The organism is Cellulomonas sp. P4_D11 (assembly GCF_056401915.1).
This window is the reverse complement of record NZ_JBFUIK010000011.1, coordinates 103624-124185: the sequence shown is the minus strand read 5'-3', so window position 1 is coordinate 124185 and position 20562 is coordinate 103624. Positions and strand designations below refer to the sequence as shown.

The 20562-nt window shown below is 72.6% G+C and carries 10 protein-coding genes; 6 read left to right on the top strand and 4 right to left on the bottom strand.

The features are described from left to right. From AC1DT4_RS09335 to AC1DT4_RS09325, 3 genes are all read right to left on the bottom strand, one after another. Nucleotides 1–1485 (bottom strand): tyrosine-protein kinase domain-containing protein (locus AC1DT4_RS09335; protein WP_477089505.1); only part of this gene is annotated, 1485 nt, incomplete at its 3' end. Nucleotides 1486–1561: 76 nt separating this feature from the next. After that, nucleotides 1562–2596, bottom strand: a complete 1035-nt coding sequence (locus AC1DT4_RS09330; RefSeq protein WP_477089504.1) for a glycosyltransferase — start codon at nucleotides 2594–2596, stop codon at nucleotides 1562–1564. Further along, the gene (locus tag AC1DT4_RS09325; protein WP_477089503.1) at nucleotides 2593–3963 is read right to left on the bottom strand and encodes an O-antigen ligase family protein; all 1371 of its coding nucleotides are present in this window, start codon (nucleotides 3961–3963) and stop codon (nucleotides 2593–2595) included. Before AC1DT4_RS09325 ends, AC1DT4_RS09330 begins: the two co-directional genes overlap by 4 nt. 119 nt (nucleotides 3964–4082) lie before the next feature. Here AC1DT4_RS09325 and AC1DT4_RS09320 point away from each other — a divergent pair, with 119 nt between their 5' ends. From AC1DT4_RS09320 to AC1DT4_RS09295, 6 genes are all read left to right on the top strand, one after another. Further along, nucleotides 4083–5252: a lipopolysaccharide biosynthesis protein gene (locus tag AC1DT4_RS09320; protein WP_477089502.1), complete on the top strand. Its 1170-nt coding sequence runs from the start codon at nucleotides 4083–4085 to the stop codon at nucleotides 5250–5252. A gap of 123 nt (nucleotides 5253–5375) precedes the next feature. Further along, the gene (locus tag AC1DT4_RS09315; protein WP_477089501.1) at nucleotides 5376–6038 is read left to right on the top strand and encodes a hypothetical protein; all 663 of its coding nucleotides are present in this window, start codon (nucleotides 5376–5378) and stop codon (nucleotides 6036–6038) included. An 11-nt stretch (nucleotides 6039–6049) separates the two neighbouring features. Next, nucleotides 6050–11596, top strand: coding sequence for an alkaline phosphatase (locus AC1DT4_RS09310; RefSeq protein ID WP_477089500.1), 5547 nt, complete (start codon nucleotides 6050–6052; stop codon nucleotides 11594–11596). A 47-nt stretch (nucleotides 11597–11643) separates the two neighbouring features. Next, nucleotides 11644–15171 carry a PKD domain-containing protein gene (locus AC1DT4_RS09305; protein ID WP_477089499.1) on the top strand — a complete coding sequence of 1176 codons (3528 nt, stop codon included), beginning with the start codon at nucleotides 11644–11646 and terminating at the stop codon, nucleotides 15169–15171. 52 nt (nucleotides 15172–15223) lie between these two features. Next, nucleotides 15224–18754: a PKD domain-containing protein gene (locus AC1DT4_RS09300; protein ID WP_477089498.1), complete on the top strand. Its 3531-nt coding sequence runs from the start codon at nucleotides 15224–15226 to the stop codon at nucleotides 18752–18754. A gap of 11 nt (nucleotides 18755–18765) precedes the next feature. Next, on the top strand, nucleotides 18766–19542 hold the full coding sequence (locus AC1DT4_RS09295; protein ID WP_477089497.1) for a CDP-alcohol phosphatidyltransferase family protein: 777 nt from the start codon (nucleotides 18766–18768) through the stop codon (nucleotides 19540–19542). Here the strand turns inward: AC1DT4_RS09295 and AC1DT4_RS09290 are convergent. Then, nucleotides 19516–20562: a glycosyltransferase family 4 protein gene (locus tag AC1DT4_RS09290; protein WP_477089496.1), complete on the bottom strand. Its 1047-nt coding sequence runs from the start codon at nucleotides 20560–20562 to the stop codon at nucleotides 19516–19518. The genes AC1DT4_RS09295 and AC1DT4_RS09290 overlap by 27 nt on opposite strands.

The following is a 20562-nucleotide window of genomic DNA, read 5'->3' as shown; positions in this document are numbered from 1 at the left end:
CGGGAGTGCCGGCGGCTCCTCCACGGTCGGCACTGCCCCGGACGCGGGCTCGTCGGCAACCGCCGCGGCCTCGGGCTCGGCGCCGCCGGCGACGGCCTGGCGCTCCGCCGCCGAGGCGACCTCGAGCGCGCCGTGCCGCGCCTCCGACCGGTAGGTGTAGGTGTCCATGCCGGACGCGGCGCGCTTGGTGCGGTTGAGCACGATGCCGAGGATGTGGGCGTCGACGGCGTCGAGCATCGAGATCGACTGCTTGAGCTGCTCGCGGGTGACGATGCCGCCGCCGGCCACGACGAGCACGCCGTCCACGGAGGTGGACAGGATCGCGGCGTCGGTGACCGGGAGCAGCGGCGCCGTGTCGACCAGCACCATGTCGAACCGCTTCTTGAGCTCGCCCAGCAGGGACACCATGGCGTCGGAGCCCAGCAGCTCGCTGGGGTTCGGCGGGATCTGGCCCGCGGCCAGGACCTGCAGGTTCTCGTCCCCGTAGGGCTGCAGGGCGTCGTCGAGCGACACCCGGCCGATGAGGATGGTGGTCAGCCCGACGGCACCCTCCAGCCCGAGGTACTTGGCGACGGACGGACGACGCAGGTCGGCGTCGACCAGGCAGACACGGGCGCCCGCGCTGGCGAGGCTGACCGCCAGGTTGGCCACGGTCACGGACTTGCCCTCGCCGCTGCGCGAGGACGTCATCACGATCGAGCGCGGTCGCTGGGCGACGTTGACGAACTGCAGGTTGGTGCGCAGCCGCCGGTACTCCTCCGAGCGCGTGCCGTACGCGGGGGCGATGATCACGGGAGAGCGGCTGGAGGCCTGCGGGTCGACCGCGACCGTGGCCAGCACCGGGACGGGGACCAGCGCCGTCACGTCGGCCTCGGTGCGGACCTTGACGTCGAGCGTGGTGCGCAGGGCGGCCCAGCCGAGGCCGAGCAGGAGGCCGAGCAGGGCACCGAGGACGATGTTCTGCCGCGTGTGCGGGACCGACGGGCGGCTGGGTGGCGTGGCCGGGTCGATCGAGTTGACCAGCACCGTGGGCGAGCCGTCGGCCGCGGTGGGCGACAGGTCCTGCACCGTGAGCGCGAGGTGCTTCGCGACGGAGTTCGCGATGTCGGCGGCGCTGTTCGCGCTGCCCCACGTCGCGGTGATGGTGATGATCGGCGCGGCCGGGTCGGTGCTCACCTGGACGGCACCGCGCAGGGTCCGGCCGCTGCCCGGCAGACCCAGCTCCTCGACCACCGGGTCGAGCACGACGGGAGACCGGGCCACCTTGGAGTACGTGGCGACCACCCGTTCGGCGTAGGTCGTCCCCTGCGTGAGGTCGCCGATCGAGTCACCCAGCTGGACGGTGATCAGCACCTGGTTCTGCGCGCTGTACTCCTTGGGGGTCGCGAGCGAGAGACCCAGGCCGGCCACCGCGCCGAGGACCGTGAGCACCACGACACTCACCCAGTGGCGCCGCATGAGCGCGATCAGCTGGCGAAGCTCCACAGTGGTCCCTCGGATCCCTCGACGTCGTCAGCGGTGCTTCCCGCGCGGCGGAGTCCCCCCGTGACGTCCGCCCACTCTACCGAGCGATCTCGACGGGCTCCGGGTGATTCGTGGGTGACCCCGACGGGTGCGCCGACCGCGCCGCGGCCTCGAACGCGCGGGCGTACGACGCCCCGATGACGTCCCAGCCGCGGGCGTCCAGGCGCGGGGGGCCGCTGGGCGGGGCGGCGCGCAGCTCGTCGACCGCCCGGTGGATGTCGTCGGTGTCCAGGGTCCCCTCGAAGAAGTGCACCCAGCCGGGCCCGACCTCGTCGGCCAGCCCGCGGGTCACCGGGGTCGACGGCACGAGGACGGGGGTGTCCAGCGACAGCGCCACCAGGACGACCGCGGAGTTGTGCAGGTCGCGGTAGGGCAGGACGGCCAGCTCGCCCGCGGTGACCTCGGCGACGAGGGCGTCGTCGGCGATGAAGTCGAGCACGTAGCCGATCCGGGGGTCCTTCGCGGCAGCCTCCTCGACGAGCGCGCGCCACGGCGGGGTCTGCGGCTTGCCGACGACGCGCAGGGTCAGGTCCGGCCGGGCGTCGACGAAGGCGTCGAGGAGCAGGTCGACGCCCTTGTAGTCGCGGATCTTGCCGAAGTACACGAGGAGGCCGGGCACGCGGGCCGAGACGGGGTAGCCGTCGAACTGGGCGCGGTAGTGGCCGAGCGGGATCACGACGTCGTGCGGTCCGACGGGCACGGGGTTGAGGTGCACGCGCAGGGTCGTCCGGCGCTCGAGCCAGCGCAGCAGCGCGCGCTCCGTGCGGCCGCCGGGCTCGTGCGGCTCCGGGTTGTGCTCCGTGCGGACGATCGCCGTACGCGTGAGCCGGAGCCGCACCATGAGCGCGACGAACGCCGCGCGGGTGGCGACCCGGCGCGGGAGCGTGGACGGGCGCGTGCGGACGAGCCACTCCGGCCAGTGCACGTGCAGCACGTCGACCCGCTCGGTCAGCGCGCGCCGCCACGTGAACCAGCTGATCGCGACGTCGTCGGGAAGGTGCTCGACCATCTGGTCCGCGTAGCGGGTGGTCCCGTCCGGTCGTTCCAGCACCTCGAGCACACGAACTGTCACTGGCGGACCTCCTGGAGGGTCGTCGAGGGCGCCGGGACCGGGTCCGGCGGAGGGCCGTCCCGGATGATCCGCCAGCACCCGGACAGGATGAACACGGTGGTCATGAACGAGACGGTGTAGAGGATCGTGTTGGCGGCCAGGCCGTTGACCACCGCGCCGGCCAGGACGGCCAGCGCGAGGGCGCAGACCGCGCGAGGGGCTCCCGCGCGCAGCCGCCGGATGGTGGCCACGGCGAACCAGACGACCAGCAGGACGGTGGCGGTGAACCCGACCAGGCCGACCTCCGCAAGGAGACGGACGTACTCGTTGTGCGGGATGGTGTGCAGGATGATGCCGCTGGTGGTGGCGCCGAGCCCGTTGCCCAGCACGGGGTGCTCGCGCCAGACGATCAGCACCTTCTCCCACGCCTGGAACCGCCACCCGAGCGAGGTGTCGTCCACGCTGCCGCCGCTCGTGTACTCGGTGAGGCGCTCGGCGCCCGCCTTGGAGTTCAGGGCCATGACGACGGCCACGGCCAGCGCGAGCAGCCCGAGCGCGATCCGGTGGAACCGCCGGCCGGCCTCGACGATCATGTACACCAGCACCATCGCGATGACCGTGGCGAACCCGCCGATGCTCACGGTCGACAGCTGGGCGAGCAGGAACAGGGCCATGAAGCCGAGGTTCACCCAGCGCTTTCCCGTGCCCGACAGCAGCCGCGAGAACGTGACGATGTTGCACAGCGCGAACAGCACCGCGGCGGAGTTGGCCTGCGCCAGCGTGCCCGTCGACCGGAGGACGCCCTCGCTGTAGGTGCCCGAACCGGTGGCCAGCTGCACGAGCGCGTAGAGGGCGGGCAGGGTGCCGACGGCCTGCACCAGCCCCGTGATGCGGCCGAGCGTGAGCGTGCCGGGCGCGTTGATGGTGATCACCGCGACGGCGACGAGCGACAGGACGCGCACCGCCTCGCCGTAGGTCTCGGCCGCGCCGTAGATCGCGGCGCCCCCGGCGGCCGAGGCGAAGAGGGCGACCGCGATCACGAGCACCCGGGCGGGCCAGCTGGGCGACCGCACCAGCACCAGGACCGACAGGCCGATGACCGCCGCCGCGATCCCGGCCGTCGCGGTGGCGCCGCCGGCCCCGTCGATGACCGCGCGCACCACGAGCAGCACGCCGAGGGCGACCAGGGACACGCGGTACCCGAAGACGATGATCAGCGGGATCGTCGCGAAGCCCACCAGGATCAGCGGCGGCAGGCCGAGCACCCAGCCGCCGAGAACCAGCGCGGCGGTCAGCCCGGTGACGACGACCGGGACCGTGCGGTCGGCCAGCCCGGCCAGCACGCCGCGCGCCGAGACGGCGACGTCGGTGAAGGAGAGGCTGGCCACGCGGTCGAGGCTACGTGCCCCGGGTTCCCGGGGTCGATGGTGCGAGCGGGTGCTAGTTTCGCGGCCATGTCGCGCCTCCGGCCCCTCCCGGCGCCGTCGTCGCGCCCGGGTGCCGCCGCGTGAGGACCCAGTTCCTCGGCATCCTCGTCTCCCGGGGACTCGGCAGCGGGCTGCAGGCGCTCGCCCTGATCCTGCTGGCCCGGTCGGTGCCGGCGGCCGCGTTCGGCGCCGTCACCTCCGTGATCGCGCTCGTCGGGTTCCTGCTCGTCGTCACCGGGTTCGGCATGGCGACGTTCGTGCCGCGGGCGCGCGCGCAGGGTGCCGACGACGACGTGCAGGCCGGCCTCCGGCTGAACTGGGTCAGCACCGCGGTGACCACGCCGGTGCTCCTGCTCGTCACCGGCTGGTGGGCCGTCGAGCACCACGCCCCCCTCGCCGTGGCGCTGATCTGCGTGTCGCTGGGGCTCGAGCGCAACGTCGACACCGTGCTGGGCGTGCCCATCGCCGACGGCGACTCGCGGACGGCGGCGATCTCCATGGTGCTGCGCCGGTCGGTCAGCCTGGTGGTGCTGGTGGTCGGCCTGCTGACGGGCGTGGACGCGGTGCTGGCCTACACGATCGGGCTGCTGGTCGGTGCCCTGGCCGCCCAGGTGCAGATCCGCCTCCACGTGCGCGACCTGCCGGGCAGCGCTGCGGCGGTGCCCACCCGCGACCTCGCACGCCGGGGCTGGCCGTTCCTCGTCGCCAACGTCGCCGGCCAGGCCCGCACGCTCGACGTGCCCCTGGTGGCGGCGACGCTGACCCCCGCGGCGGCGGGTCTGTACGCCGCCGCGGTGAAGCTGGTGCAGCCGCTGCTCCTGATCCCGCAGTCGCTGGCCGCGGTCGTGGCGCCCCGGTCGGCCCGGCTCGAACCCCCGGCCGCGCGCCGCCTCGGGGCACGCCTGATCGCCGCGCTGCTCGCCGGCGGGCTGCTCGCCGTCCCGTTCATGGTCTTCGCGGAGCAGATCGTCGTGTTCCTGATGGGGCCCACCTACGCCGGCAGCGGCCCCGTCCTCGCCTGGACGCTGGCCGGGCTGCCGTTCTTCGCGGTGGCCGCCGTGCTCGCCGCGCTGCTGCAGGGCCAGTCACGCGAGCACCTGGTCGCGGTGGTCGGCGTGGTGTCCGCCGTGGTCACCGTCCTGGCGGTTCCGCTGGGCGCAGTCATGGGCGGTATCACCGGCGCTGCGATCGCTCTGACCTGCGCATCTGTGCTCCGCGCGGGGGTCCTGGCGGTCTGCGCGCTGCGCTGAACGAGATCACCCGTTCGAGCCGGGTGAACTGTGCGGGAATATGGTGGTCTGTCCAGATTTGGCTCGTATTCTCGCCGGATGAGCCCCCTGTCCGAGGGGGCCCTTCCGGATCGGGTGTGCACCATGCAACGGCGAACGCTCCAGTGGGTGGCAGGCTCGGCAGCAGCCGTCGTGCTGCTCGGTGGCATCGCCTGGGGCGTGTCCGCGACCCGCGGCGACAGCACCGGTCCCGCCGCGGCCGATCCGACTCCGGGCGCCTCGGTGACGCAGTCCGCGCCGTCGGCCGAGCCGACCGACGCGGCGGCCGCGCCGTCGGCAGAGGCGCCGACGACCGGGCCCGTGGAGGGGACCGACCCGGCCGACGACGTGGTGCACGTCGAGGACTACTCCGAGGCACCGCCCGTCGCGCTCGACCAGCCGGCCGACCCGGGCGACAAAGCCGTGGTCAGCCTGACGTCGATCACGAAGATCGACGGCGTCGGTCGCGCGATCGGCGAGCGCAGCGGTCCCGCGCTCGCGGTCGCGATGACGATCCGCAACGACACCGGCGCACCGCTCGACCTGAACTTCGTCGTCGTCAACGTCTACTCGCCGTCGGGCGTGCCGAGCGTGGAGCTGGCCAGCGACCCGCACGAGAAGGGCTACTCGGGCGTCCTCGCTCCGGGTGAGGCCGCCGACGCGACCTATGTCTTCCGTGAACCTGCCGAGGGGGGCCCGGTCAAGGTCACGGTCAGCCACGATGCCGCGGTCCCCGCGGCGTCGTTCCAGGGTGATGTCACCCCGTGAGGAGCCCCTCGATGTCGCACTCCCGCCACGTCACGCGCTCGGTGCGTGCGTTCGTCGCAGCGGCGGTCTCCACCGCTCTTCTCCTGTTCGGGCTGGGTGCACCGGCCTGGGCCGACGACCCGCTGCCCTCGGGGACCGGCTCGGTCGACCCCACGGTGACCGCCGACGCGCTGCCCACGGTGCAGATCGACGGGGTCGCCTGGGCGCAGATCGTCGTCGGGAACACCGTGTACGTCGCGGGCGAGTTCACCACGGCACGACCCGCCGGCTCGCCGGTCGGCAGCAACACCACGCCGCGGTCGAACCTCCTGGCTTACGACCTCACCACCGGTGAGCTCAACACCACCTGGGCCCCCACGGTCAACGGGCCCGCGTACTCGATCGCCGCGTCCCCCGACGGGACGCGGATCTACGTCGGCGGTGACTTCACGCAGGTCAACACCTCGGCGCGCAACCGCTTCGCGGTGCTGAACGCGACGACGGGCGCGGTCGTGACGGCCTTCACCGGCGGCGCGAACGCAGCCGTGCGCGGGATCGTGGCCACGGCGACCACCGTCTACATCGCCGGCAACTTCAACACCGTCGCCGGCCAGTCGCGGCCCCGCGTCGCGGCGTTCGACGCCACCACGGCGGCGCTGAAGACGTGGCGCGTGTCGGTCCAGCCCCGCCAGGTCGACTCCATCCTGCTCAGCCCGGACGGCTCGACCCTGTACATCGGCGGACGCTTCGACATGATCAACGGCGTCGCGCGGCAGGGCATCGGCGCGGTGTCGACGTCCAACGGCGTCATCTCGTCGTGGACCGTGAACCCCGAGATCTTCGCCTACGGCTACTCCGCCGGGATCATGAGCCTGGCCACCGACGGCAACCTCATCTACGGCACCGGCTTCGGGTTCCTCACCGACCCCGAGAGCAACACCAACCTCGAAGGCATGTTCGCGGCGGACCCGGTGACGGCCGACGTCGCCTGGCTCGAGGACTGCCACGGCGACACGTACTCGGTGTACGCGAACCCCGGCAAGGACCACCTGTACATCGCCGGTCACCCGCACATGTGCTCGAACTTCGGCGGGTACCCCGAGATCAACCCGCGGCGGCACCAGTACGCCGTGGCGTACACGAAGACCGCGGTCGGCCAGATCCAGCCGAACTCGCAGGGCGGCTACTACGACATGCAGGGCTTCCCGGCCCCGGAGCAGCGGACCTTCTGGCCCACGTTCACGGCGGGCACCTTCACCGGGCTCGGTCAGGCCACCTGGAGCGTCAACGGCGGCGGCAAGTACGTCGTGTACGGCGGCGAGTTCCTCACCGTCAACGGTGTGGCACAGCAGGGCCTCGTGCGGTTCGCGACGCCCGACATCGCCCCCGACAAGGTGGGCCCCCAGCTCAGCGGCTCGGCGCTCCAGCCGACGGCGGCCGCGCGCACCACGGGCACGGTGCAGGTCTCGTGGCCGGCCAACTGGGACAAGGACAACGGAGAGCTGACCTACCAGGTGTTCCGCAACAACGGAGCCAACCCGGTCTACTCGACGACGCGCCCGTCGCGGTTCTGGGACATGTCCCGGCTGTCCTTCACCGACTCCGGCCTCGCCAACAGCACCTCGTACACGTACAAGGTGGTGACCGTCGACTCGGCCGGCAACTCGGTGACGTCGCCGAACGTGACCATCACGACGACCAACTCGTTCGCGGGGAGCATGGGCGCCTACACGGCGGCCGTGCTGGCCGACAACCCGTCCGGCTTCTGGCGCCTGGGCGAGACCAGCGGCGCAGCCCTGGACTGGGCCGCCTACAGCAGCGTGAGCCTCGGCAACGGGGTGAGCCGCAACCAGACCGGCGCCATCTTCGGCGACACCAACCGCGCGATGAGCTTCACCGGTACGTCGAGCTCGCGGGCCTTCAGCCAGGTCAAGGTGCCCGGTCCGATGCACTTCACGGTCGAGGCGTGGTTCAAGACCACCTCGACGGCCGGCGGCAAGATCGTCGGGTTCGGCTCGACGTCGGGCACCGGCGACAGCGGCAGCTACGACCGCCACGTGTACATGGGCACGGACGGGAGGCTGAACTTCGGGGTCTACCCGAACGCGGTGCGCGTCATCAGCTCTCCTGCGGCGTACAACGACGGAGCCTGGCACCAGGTCATGGCGAGCGTCGGCGACCGCGGCATGGAGCTGTACGTCGACGGCTCGCTCGTCGCCACCGACCCGAACGTCACGTTCGCGCAGGCCTACGACGGCTACTGGCGGATCGGCGGGGACAGCCTCGGCAGCTGGCCCAACGCGGGTGCCACCTCGTTCACGGGGACCATCGACGACGTCTCGGTCTACGGCCGCCAGCTCGACCTGGTCGACGTGGTCCGGCACCGCGGGCTCGGCGCCACCGGCGTCGTCCCCAACCTGCCGCCCATCGCGAAGTTCCAGGTCACGGGCGGAGAGCTGGCCGCGACCTCGGACGCGACGGCCTCCAACGACCTCGACGGGACCATCGCGTCGTACGCCTGGAACTGGGGCGACGGCGGGACGAGCACCGGCATCACGTCGGCGCACACCTACGCCACCGGCGGGACCTACAACGTCACGCTGACCATCACCGACGACGACGGCGGCACCTCGTCGCTGGTCCACCAGGTCATCGTGGCCAACCCGAACGTCGGCCCGACGCCGGTGATCACGTCCAGCTCGACCGGGCTGACGGGGCTGCTGGTCGGCACGGGCTCGAGCGACCCGGACGGCACGATCGTCTCCTACCAGTGGAACTTCGGTGACGGCACCAGCGGCACGGGCGCGACCGTCTCGCACGCCTACGGCGGCAGCGGGATCTACACGGTCTCGTTGACGGTCACCGACGACGACGGCGTGGCCACCACGACGACGGCGCCGCTGACGATCATCGCGCCGGTGGTCGACGTCCTCATCGCGAACGACACGTTCACGCGGACGCTCTCGCCGGGCTGGGGCACGGCGGACTCGGGTGGCGCCTGGACGGCCACGTCCGGTGCGGGCTCGGTGAACGGCACGCAGGGCGTGTCGGCCATCGCCGCCGCCAGCGGGTCGTTCAGCGCGCGCCTCACGGCCGTCACCGGTACCGACCTGGTCACCCGCTTCTCGACGACCGTCGACAAGCGGCCCGCCGGCTCGGGTGCCTGGATCCTGTCCCGCGGACGGATCACGCCCGCGGGCGAGTACCGGCTCAAGGTGAACCTGAAGTCCAACGGGACGGCCACGGGCCAGTTCGTGCGGACCAACGCGGCCGGCACGGAGACCGTGCTCACCGCGGCGACCACGCTGACCGGCTTCACCTACTCGGCGGGCTCCGTCATCAAGACCGCGCTCAAGGTCAGCGGCGGCACGCCGACGAGCCTGAGCGCCAAGATCTGGATCGGCACGGAGCCGACCGACTGGCAGCTCACGACGACGGACTCGACGGCCGGGCTGCAGGAGGCCGGGCACACCGGCCTGGCGTACCTGCTGTCCAGCTCCGCGACCAACGTGCCGATCACGTTCCGCACCGACGACTACTCGGTGCTGTCCGTGGGCACGGCCGCCCCGCCCGAGACGCAGATCCCGCCGGACGACCCGGCCGCGACGCTGCCCCCCGTGCAGAACGGCACGCCGAAGAACATCATCACGCTCATCGGTGACGGCATGGGCTTCAACACCGTCGACCTGGGCAGCGTGTTCCAGTCCGGCAAGACGCTGTACCAGCAGAAGATCACCAACGGCCCGAACCTGACCAAGATCGGCGGCCAGGGCGCCACGCAGCCGTACCAGTACTTCTCGGTGCAGTCGGCGATGTCGAACTTCCCGGCGGGCGGCTCCTACAGCCCGAGCGGCGCCTGGTCGTCGTTCACGCAGCCCCTGAGCGGCACGACGGACTCCGCGGCCTCGGCCACGGCGCTGTCGTCCGGCCTGAAGACCAACAACGCGGTCATCGGGCGGGACGCCACCGGCAGGGACATCCGCAGCATCGCGGAGCTCGCCCAGGACGTCGGCAAGGCGACGGGCGTGGTGACGACGAAGTACCTGTCGGACGCGACCCCGGCCGGCTACCTCGCCCACGACGAGGACCGCGACAACTACACGCAGATCGCCGACGAGATGGTGGCGTCCAACGCCAACGTGATCTTCGGCGCCGGCAGCCCGCTGTACGACAACAACGCGACGCTGCGGGCCACGCCGGACTACACGTACATCAGCCAGCCGACGTGGAACAAGATCACGACGGGGCAGACGCCGTACACGTTCGTCGACACGGCGGCGCAGTTCGACGCCCTGGCGACGGGCGCCACGCCGGACCACGTCTTCGGGGTACCGCACGCGTTCTCCACGCTGCAGGCCGGGCGCTCGGCGCTCGACCCCGCGGGCGTGCCGTTCAGCGCGCCGCGCAACGCCGACGTGCCGAGCCTGGCGACGATGAGCAAGGCCGCGCTCAACGTGCTGAACAACGCCGACCCCGACGGGTTCTTCGCGATGATCGAGGGCGGCGCCATCGACACCGCGGCGCACGCCAACAACACGGCCGGCGTGGTCGAGGAGCAGGTCGACTTCAACGACGCGGTCCAGGCCGTCGTCGACTGGGTCGAGGCGAACTCGAGCTGGGACGAGACGCTGGTGATCGTCACCGCCGACCACGAGACCGGGTACCTGTGGGGTCCGGGGTCCAACCCGGTCCGCAACCCGATCGTCGGCACCGCGGGCACCCTGCCGGCGGTCCAGTGGAACACGGTCAACCACTCCAACCAGCTGGTGCCGTTCTACGCGATGGGCGTCGGCTCGGCGTCGCTGGCCGCCAAGGCCACGGGCTCCGACCCGGTGCGCGGCGCGTACCTCGACAACACCGACGTCGGCGCGGCGTCGCTGGCCTTCTGGGGCGGCGCTCCCGGCGACGCACCGACGGTGCACCTGCCGCCGGCGCCCCCGCCGCTGGCGACCGACACGTTCGAGCGGACCGTCTCCGGTGCGTTCGGCACGGCGGACAAGGGCGGCGACTGGGTCTCGACGGCCAGCGCGACCAGCGTCGCCGGCGGCACGGGCCTCATGGCCCTGGCCGCGGCCGGCGGCACGGCGAGCGCACGGCTGCCCGGTGTGTCGAGCTCGTCGCACCGCCAGACGGTCACGTTCTCCCTGGACAAGCGGGTGGCCGGGTCCGGCGGCTGGGTGCTGCTGCGTGGCCGCGTGATCGACGGCGTCGGTGACTACCGCGTCAAGATCGCCCTGTCCTCGGGCGGCGGCGTCTCGGCACGGCTGTACCGCACCAACGCGGCGGGCACGGAGACGGCCATCGGCACCTCCGTGACCGCGACCGGCGTCACCTACAACACGGGCACGCAGCTCACGGCGGCGCTCGAGGTGGTGGGGACCAACCCGACCACCGTGCGGGCCAAGGTCTGGCTGGCGACCGGCACGGAGCCGACCGCGTGGCTCACGTCCGTCACGGACACCACGGCCGCGCTGCAGGTCCCCGGGTACACCGGGCTCGCCGCGATCCTGTCCAGCACCGCGACGAACGTGCCGGTCACGGTGCGGTTCGACAACTACAGCGTGACCACCGTCCAGTGATCCGACGGCGGCGCGCGGGAGCGCGCCGCCAGACAGGGGAGAGACCGATGCGAGCAGCACAGCGGCTGTCGTGGCGTCGAGCCGTCGGGATCGCCGCGTCCGCGGCCCTCGTGGTGGTCGGGCTGGTGACGGTGCCGACCGCGGCGATGGCTGCCGGCCCGGTCGCCCAGGACCCGACGGTGACGGCGGACCCGCTGCCGACCGTGCAGATCAACGGCGTCGCGTGGTCGCAGGTGGTCGTCGGCAACACCGTGTACGTGGCGGGCGAGTTCAGCACCGCGCGTCCCGCGGGAGCCGCCGACGGTGTCTCGACGACGCCGCGCGCCAACCTGCTCGCGTACAACCTCACCACCGGTGAGCTGATCACCACGTGGGCGCCGACGCTGGACGGCCCCGCGTACGCCATCGCCGCGTCCCCCGACGGGACGCGGATCTATGTCGGGGGCGACTTCACGCGGATCAACAACGTGGCCCGCAACCGCTTCGCCGTCCTGAACGCGGCCACCGGCGCGCTGATCACGTCGTGGACCGGGGGTGCCAACGCGGCCGTCCGCTCGATCGTGGCGACCAGCTCGATGGTCTACATCGCCGGCAACTTCAACACCGTCGCCGGCCAGTCGCGGCCGCGCGTCGCGCAGTTCAACGCCGCGAACGGCGCGCTCACCACCTGGCGCGTGTCCGTCCAGCCCCGGCAGGTCGACGCGATCGCGCTGGCGCCCAACGGGTCGCAGCTGTACATCGGCGGCCGGTTCGACCAGATCAACGGGGTCGCGCGGCAGGGCATCGGCGCGGCGGCCACGTCGAACGGCGCGACGACCCCGTGGACCGTGAACCCCGAGGTCTTCGTCTACGGGTACTCGGCCGGCATCACGTCGCTGGCCACGGACGGCGCCCTGGTCTACGGCACCGGGTTCGGCCTGATCGCCGACGAGTTCAGCGAGGGCAACCTCGAGGGCATGTTCGCGGCGGACCCCGTGACCGCGGACCTCGCCTGGGTCGACGACTGCCACGGCGACTCGTACTCCGTGTACGCCAACCCCGGCAAGGACCACGTCTACCTGGCCGGTCACCCGCACAACTGCGGCAACTTCGGCGGCTACCCGGAGATCAACCCGCGCCGCCACCAGTACGGGACCTCGTTCGCCAAGACGGCCGTCGGCAAGATCCAGCCGAACTCCCAGGCCGGCTACTACTCGCTCGAGGGCATCCCGGCCACCGAGCTGCGGACCTTCTTCCCCACCTTCACCACGGGCACGTTCACGGGGCTCAACCAGGCCACGTGGAACGTGACGGGCAGCGGGAAGTACGTCGTGTACGGCGGCGAGTTCCTGCGCGTGAACAACATCGGGCAGCAGGGCCTCGTGCGCTTCGCGACGCCCGACGTCGCGCCCGACGACGTGGGCCCGTCGCTCTCCGGCAACGCGCTGCAGCCGACCGCGGCCTCGAACGCCCGCGGCACCGTCCAGGTGTCGTGGCCGGCCAACTGGGACCGTGACGACACCACGCTGACGTACCAGGTGCTCCGCGGGAGCTCCGTGGTCTACCAGGTCGACCGCGACTCGCGGTTCTGGGACCTGCCGCGGTTCTCCTTCACCGACACGGGCCTGGCCAACAGCACGTCCTACACGTACCGGGTCGTGGCGATCGACTCGGGCGGCAACTCCGTCACCTCGCCCTCGGTCACGGTGACGACCGCGGGTGCCTCGGCGGCGACGCTCGGCGCGTACGCGACGAGGGTGCTGAACGACGGTGCCGCGGGCTACTGGCGGCTGAGTGAGACCGGCGGGAGCGCCCAGGACTGGACGTCCTACGCCCCGGCGACGGTGGGCAGCGGCGTGCAGCGCGGTCAGGCCGGCGCCCTCTTCGGTGACACCAACGAGGCGATGACGTTCACCGGGGACGGTGCGTCGCGGGTCTACAGCACCCGCCGCGTCGCCGGCCCGATCCGGTTCTCGGTCGAGGCCTGGTTCAAGACCGCGTCGACAGCTGGCGGCAAGATCGTCGGCTTCGGCTCGACCTCCGGCACGGCCGACAGCGGCACGGTGAGCCGCCACGTCTACATGGGAGCCGACGGGAAGCTGACCTTCGGCGTCTTCCCCAACGCCATCCGCACCATCACGTCGCCCGGCGCCTACAACGACGACGCCTGGCACCAGGTCGTCGCCAGCGTCGGGGCGCGGGGCATGGAGATGTACGTGGACGGGGCGCTCGTCGCCACGGACCCCGACGTGACGTTCTCGCAGCCGGCCAACGGCTACTGGCGGATCGGCGGCGACAGCCTGGCCGGCTGGCCGAACGCGGCCGGCACGACCTTCGTCGGCAGCGTCGACGAGGTCTCGGTGTACGGACGGCAGCTCGACCAGCTCGACGTCGTGCGCCACCTCAGCCTCGGCACCACGGGATCGGCGACGAACCTCCAGCCGACCGCGGCGCTCACGGTCACCGGCGGCGAGCTGACGGCGTCCGCGGACGCGTCGGGATCGGCCGACCTCGACGGCTCGATCGTCCAGTACAACTGGAGCTGGGGCGACGGCCACACCACGACGACGGCCACGCCGACGACGACGCACCCGTACGCCTCCGCCGGCACCTACCCGGTCTCGGTCACCGTGACGGACGACGGCGGCGCGACCGCGTCGGCGTCCGGCTCGGCCGTCGTGACCCCGGCCAACGTGCCGCCCAACGCGGTGGCCACCGTGACCGGCCCGCCCGCTCTCGCGGTCCAGGTGTCGGGCACGGGCTCGACGGACTCCGACGGGACCATCAGCTCGTACGCGTGGACCTTCGGTGACGGCGGCACGGCCACCGGCCCGACGGCGAACCACCAGTACCTCGCCACGGGCACCTACCCGATCACGCTCACCGTCACGGACAACCGCGGCGGCACGGACACGGACACGGTGAACGTCGACGTCGTGGCGCCGGCCGGTCCGGTGGTCCTCGCGGCGGACACGTTCGAGCGCACGCTCGCCGACGGGTGGGGCACGGCCGACTCCGGCGGCGCCTGGACCACGACGGCCGGCGCCACGAGCGTCGGCACGGGCGCCGGGTCCCTGCGGGCCGCCGCGGCGAGCGGCGTGGTCAGTGCCCGCCTGCCGGGCGTCACGAGCACGTCGATGCGCGAGCAGCTGACGTTCTCGCTGGACAAGCGGCCGGCCGGCTCCGGCGGGTGGCTGCTGGGCCGCGGGCGCATCGTCGACGGCGTCGGCGACTACCGCGTCAAGATCGCCCTGTCGTCCGGCGGCGGCGTCTCGGCGCGGCTCTACCGGACGGACGCGGCCGGCGCGGAGACGGCGATCTCCAGCTCGGTCACGGCGACGGGCGTGTCCTACAACACGGGCACGGTGCTGGCCACCGCGCTCGAGGTGGTGGGCACCTCGCCGACGACCGTGCGGGTCAAGGTGTGGAACGCGGCCTCGGCCGAGCCGGCCGCCTGGCTGGTGCAGGCGACCGACTCCACGGCCGGCCTGCAGGTCCCGGGCCACACGGGCCTCGCGCTGATCCTGTCGTCCACGGCGACCAACGCGCCCGTCGTGGCACGCATCGACAACTACAGGGTCACGGCGTTGCCGTGACGCTCCAGGGCGTCACGGCGCGCACCGCCGCGCCGTGACGAAGGGGGGAACCATGCGGTCTCCACAGCGGGTGGGGTGGCGTCGCGCCGCCGGGATCGTCGCCGCGGCGGCCCTCGTCGTGGTCGGCCTGGTGACGGCGCCGACCGTAGCGACGGCTGCCGGTGGGGTGCCGGACCCGACCGTGACCGCGGACCCGCTGCCGACCGTGCAGATCAACGGCGTGGTGTGGTCGCAGGTGGTCGTCGGCACCACGGTCTACGTGGCCGGTGACTTCTCCACCGCCCGGCCGGCGGGTGCGGCCGCGGGGGTCTCGACGACGCCTCGCGCCAACCTGCTGGCGTACAACCTCACCACCGGCGTGCTCATCACGACGTGGGCGCCGACGCTGGACGCGCCCGCCTATGCGATCGCGGCGTCCCCGGACGGCACGCGCATCTACGTCGGCGGGGACTTCACGCGCGTGAACGGCGCGGCGCGCAACCGGTTCGCCGCGGTCTCGGCGAGCACCGGTGCGCTGGTCACCGCGTTCAGCGGCGGGGCGAACGCCGCCGTGCGCTCGATCGTCGCGAACGCCTCGACCGTGTACGTCGGCGGCAACTTCAACACCGTCGCCGGCCAGGACCGGCCCCGCGTGGCGGCGTTCAACGCGGCGACGGGGGCCATCACCACGTGGCGCGTCTCGGTCCAGCCCCGGCAGGTGGACGCGATCGCCCTGAGCCCGAACGGCAGCCAGCTCTACATCGGCGGTCGGTTCGACAAGATCAACGGGGTCGCCCGGCAGGGGATCGGCGCGGCGGCCACGTCGAACGGCGCGACGACCGCCTGGACGGTCAACCCCGAGATCTACGCGTGGGGGTACTCGGCGGGCATCCTCAGCCTGGCGACCGACGGCACCCTGGTCTACGGCACCAGCTTCGGCCTGCTGACGGACGACCAGAGCGACACCAACCTCGAGGGCATGTTCGCCGCGGACGCCGTCACGGCGGACCTCGCCTGGGTCGAGGACTGCCACGGCGACACCTACTCGGTGTACCCGAACCCCGGCAAGGACCACGTCTACATCGCCGGCCACCCGCACATGTGCTCGAACTTCGGCGGCTACCCGGAGATCACCCCGCGGCGGCACCAGTACGGCGTCGCCTTCTCGAAGACCCCCGCCGGCAAGATCCAGCCGAACGTGCAGGGCGTCTACAAGAACCTCGACGGGCTGCCCGCGACGTCGCAGCGGACGTTCTGGCCGGTGTTCAAGCCCGGCACCTACACCGGCACGGGCCAGGCCACGTGGAACGTGACCGGCAGCGGGAAGTACGTCGTGTACGGGGGAGAGTTCCTGCAGGTCAACGGCGTGAACCAGCAGGGCATCGTCCGCTTCGCGACCGCCGACGTCTCGCCCCACAAGCAGGGGCCGGTGCTCACGGGCTCGGCGCTGCAGCCGACCGCGGCCGCTCGCGCGCGGGGGACCGTCCAGGTCTCCTGGCCCGCCAACTGGGACCGCGACGACGACGTGCTCACCTACCGGGTGCTGCGCGGCAGCTCGACGACGCCCGTGTACCAGGTGACCCGCGGCTCGCGGTTCTGGGACCTGCCCCGGTTCTCGTTCACCGACACCGGGCTGGCCAACGGCACGTCGTACAGCTACCGCGTCCAGGCCGTGGACTCGGGCGGCACCGTGGTGACGTCGCCCTCGGTGAGCGCGACCACGCCAGGCTCCACGGCCGCGACGCTCGGTGCGTACGCGACGGCCGTGCTCGGCGACAACCCGGCCGGCTACTGGCGGCTCGGTGAGGCCAGCGGCACCGCACCCGACTGGACGTCCTACGGCAGCGCGACGGTGGGCAGCAGCGGGGTCACTCGCAACCAGCCCGGGGCCATCGCGGGCGACCCGAACGGCTCGATGACGTTCAGCGGGTCCAGCACGGCGCGCGTCTACAGCACCCAGAAGGTCTCCGCGCCGTGGAACTTCACCGTCGAGGCCTGGTTCCGGACGACGTCGAGCGCCGGCGGCAAGATCGTCGGCTTCGGCACCACCTCGGGCACGGGGAACAGCAGCTCCGCCGACCGGCACGTCTACATGCGCGCGGACGGACGCCTGAGCTTCGGGGTCAACCCCAACGCACGGCGCGTGATCACGTCGCCGGCGGCCTACAACGACGGTGCCTGGCACCAGGTGGTGGCGAGCGCCGGCCCACGCGGCATGGAGCTGTCCGTGGACGGGGCGCTGGTGGCGACGAACCCGGACGTGACGTTCGGCCAGATCCTCAGCGGGTACTGGCGGATCGGCGGCGACAACCTCTCCGGCTGGCCCGGTGCGGCAGGCACGGGCTTCGTCGGCAGCATCGACGAGGTCGCGGTCTACGGTCGCCAGCTCGACCAGGCTGACGTCCAGCGGCACCGGAGCATCGGCACCACGGGCACCGCGACGAACGTCGCGCCGGTCGCGCGGCTGTCGGTGGCGGGCGGGTCGCTGTCGGCCTCGGCCGACGCGTCCACCTCGACCGACGCCGACGGCACGATCGTCCGGTACGACTGGGCCTGGGGTGACGGGCAGACGTCGACCACGACGACACCGACCACGACCCACCCGTACGCGGCGGCGGGGACGTACCCGGTCACCGTGACGGTGCGGGACGACGACGGCGCGACGTCGTCGGCGACGGCGAACGCGGCGGTGACCGGGCCGAACCAGCAGCCCACGGCGGCGATCGCGGTGACCGGACCGCCCTCGCCCACGGTCCAGGTGTCCGGCGCCGGCTCGCACGACCCCGACGGCACGATCAGCTCCTACCAGTGGGCGTTCGGCGACGGCGGCACGGCGACCGGCGTGACGGCGACCCACCAGTACGGGGCCACCGGCACCTACCCGATCACGCTCACCGTGACCGACAACCGCGGCGGCGTGGACACCGAGACCGTCAACGTCTCCGTGGTCGCCCCGCCGGGCCCTGTCGTCCTGGCCTCCGACGGCTTCGAGCGGACCGTGGCGAGCGGGTGGGGCACGGCCGACTCGGGCGGAGCCTGGGCGACCGGCGCGTCGACCTCGGTCGGTGCGGGGACAGGAGCGATGAGCCTGGCCGCGGCCGGGAGCGTCATCAGCGCGACCCTGCCCGGCGCGAGCGCCACGTCGCTGCGTGAGCAGCTCACGTTCTCGCTGGACAAGCGGCCCGCCGGCTCGGGCGGCTGGGTGCTCGTGCGCGGCCGGCTGGTCGACGGCGCGGGGGAGTACCGGCTGAAGATCGCGCTCTCCTCGGGCGGCGGGGTCTCGGCCCGGCTGTACCGCACCGACGCCGCCGGGGCGGAGACGGCCGTCTCCAGCTCGGTCACGGCCACGGGCGTCTCGTACACCACGGGCACGACCTTGGCCGCTGCGTTCGAGGTGGTGGGCACCTCGCCCACGACGCTGCGCGCCAAGGTGTGGGACGCCGCGCAGGCCGAGCCCGGCGCGTGGCTGGTGCAGGCGACGGACGCGACGGCCGGGCTGCAGGCTGCCGGCTACACCGGCCTGGCTGCCATCCTGTCCTCGTCGGCGTCCAACGCGCCGGTCGTGGCACGCTTCGACAGCTACAGGATCACGGCGGTGCCATGACAGGGAGCCCGATGGACGAGGTCGATCAGATGACGGCAGCACGGCCGACCTACCGGGAGATCGTGGCCCGGCTCGCCGCCGCGCAGAAGGCGTCGCGCAACGCGCCCGCCTACTCGCGCTGGGTCAACCGCCCCGTGGGCCGGCGGATCGCCGCCGCCGCGTACCTGCGCGGGATGACCCCGGACCAGGTCACGGGCATCAGCGCGTGCCTGACGCTGGTCGGTCTGGCGTTCCTGGTCGCCGCCCCGCCCGCCCTCTGGGTCGGGGTCGTCGTGTCGTTCGCGCTCGTCCTGGGGTACGCGTTCGACTCGGCGGACGGGCAGCTCGCCCGGCTCCGCGGCGGCGGCTCACCTCGCGGCGAGTGGCTCGACCACGTCGTCGACTCGGCCAAGAACGTCTCCGTGCACCTGGCCGTGCTGGTCGCCTGGTTCCGGTTCGACGGCGAGCGGGTGTTCTCGTGGGAGGGCGACACGCTCCTGCTGGTCCCGCTGCTGTTCGCGATCGTGTCGACGGTCTTCTTCTTCGCCATGACGCTGACCGACCAGCTGCGCCGGCTCTACGGCGGCAAGCCCACGTCGACGTCGGCCGAGGCGATCGCCGCCAAGGCGCCCGTCATGGCGTCGCTGATGACCCTGCCCAACGACTACGGCCTGCTCTGCGTCGCGTTCCTGCTGGTCGGCCTGCCGGCGGTGTTCGCGCCGTTCTACACGCTGTTCCTGCTGGCCAACGTGGTGTTCCTGGTGGTCGGCCTGCGGCGCTGGTCAGGCGAGCTGCGGAGCAAGGGCTGACACGACGGCGTCGCGCAGCCGGCGCGTGACGTCCGCCCAGTCGGGCGCGACGAACGCGGGGGCCACGGGCGGCGCCTGCAGCGCGGCCGCGATGGCGTCGACGTCGAGCGGATCGACGTAGGCCGCGCTCGCGCCGAGGTTCTCCCGCATCACCGGGATGTCGGCCACGAGCACGGGGCAGCCGAACGCGAGAGCCTCCACCGGCGGCAGGCCGAAGCCCTCGTCGAGCGACACGTACACGAACAGGGACGCGTTCGTGTACAACCAGGCGAGCTCGCCGTCGTCGACCCGGCCGAGGAAGCGGATAGCACCCGACGTCACCGCGTCGCGCACGTCCGGACCGAGGTCGGCGCGGGCGCCCTCCGGCTCCCCGACCACCAGCAGCGGGCGCGCCGGCGTGATCGCCCCGGACCGTGCGGCGGCCGTGAACAGGCGGCCGAGGTTCTTGCGCACGTTGAGCCGGCCGACGCTGAGCACGAACTCGCCGTCGGCCACGCCGGTCGGGCGCGTCGGGGTGGCCGAGGCCAGCTCCGTCCCGACGGCGAGCCCGATGGGGACCACGGGGGCGATGCCCCGGTTGTGCTGCGCGATGCGCTCGGCCTCGTGGTGCGAGCTCGTCGCGACGACGTCGGCCCGGCGCAGCGTCCACGGCACGAGCTGCAGGTAGGCGCGCTCGGGCAGCGTGAACCACTCCGGGTTGGTCTGGAACATGACGTCGTGCACGAACACCGCGCTACGGCCCGTCCAGGGCGTGAAGTTGTGCACCACCGCGACGTCCGCGCCCACGCGGCGGGCGATCCGCGGGTAGTCGACCACCGACGCGACACCGTGCGGCCACAGCCGGGTCCCCACGCAGGTCACCCCGGCCGGGGCCTCGACGTCGCCGAGGACCTTGTGCGGCACCACCATCGTCAGCTCGTCGTCGAACAGGTCCACCCAGTGCCGGATGATCTCCCGCTGGACCTGCCGGTTGGAGATGGGCCCGGCGGCCCACCAGTAGCCGTCGACGAGGACGCGCAC

Excerpts from the sequence above, each read along its gene's own strand:
- AC1DT4_RS09315 (WP_477089501.1), top strand. The coding sequence starts at position 5,376 with ATGCAACGGCGAACGCTCCAGTGGGTGGCAGGCTCGGCAGCAGCCGTC.
- AC1DT4_RS09310 (WP_477089500.1), top strand. The coding sequence starts at position 6,050 with ATGTCGCACTCCCGCCACGTCACGCGCTCGGTGCGTGCGTTCGTCGCA.
- AC1DT4_RS09305 (WP_477089499.1), top strand. The coding sequence starts at position 11,644 with ATGCGAGCAGCACAGCGGCTGTCGTGGCGTCGAGCCGTCGGGATCGCC.
- AC1DT4_RS09300 (WP_477089498.1), top strand. The coding sequence starts at position 15,224 with ATGCGGTCTCCACAGCGGGTGGGGTGGCGTCGCGCCGCCGGGATCGTC.
- AC1DT4_RS09295 (WP_477089497.1), top strand. The coding sequence starts at position 18,766 with ATGGACGAGGTCGATCAGATGACGGCAGCACGGCCGACCTACCGGGAG.